The organism is Streptomyces sp. URMC 126, assembly GCF_051386555.1.
In the GTDB taxonomy this organism is placed as follows: domain Bacteria; phylum Actinomycetota; class Actinomycetes; order Streptomycetales; family Streptomycetaceae; genus Streptomyces.
This window is the reverse complement of the sequence record NZ_JBPQTX010000804.1, coordinates 1-279: the sequence shown is the minus strand read 5'-3', so window position 1 is coordinate 279 and position 279 is coordinate 1. Positions and strand designations below refer to the sequence as shown.

The 279-nt window shown below is 60.9% G+C and carries 1 protein-coding gene; it reads right to left on the bottom strand.

The annotated features are described in order from the left end of the window. Positions 1 to 264, bottom strand: a 264-nt coding sequence (locus ACSNOK_RS33990; RefSeq protein ID WP_436784598.1) for a glycosyltransferase, incomplete at its 3' end; no start/stop codon positions are given. Between the last annotated feature and the right edge of the window lie 15 nt (positions 265 to 279).

Sequence of the window (279 nt, the reverse complement as noted above, 5' to 3'; positions counted from 1 at the left end):
CTCGACGACGTGGTCGCGACCAGCCCCACCCATACGCAGACGCAACTCGACGTCATCAACCAGCTGCATCAGGGCGGTAGCGCTGGCAATAACGTCACCACGGGGGACGATCAAGCCGGTAACACCATCCTCGACGACCTCTGCCGGACCATCCGCATCGCTGACGACCGCTGGCAGTCCACAGGCTCCCGCCTCGATAATCGCCACTCCGAAAGACTCCGAATCCAGGGTCGATAAGGCGGCAAAGATGTCCAAACTACCCAAGGCATCTCTGACCTC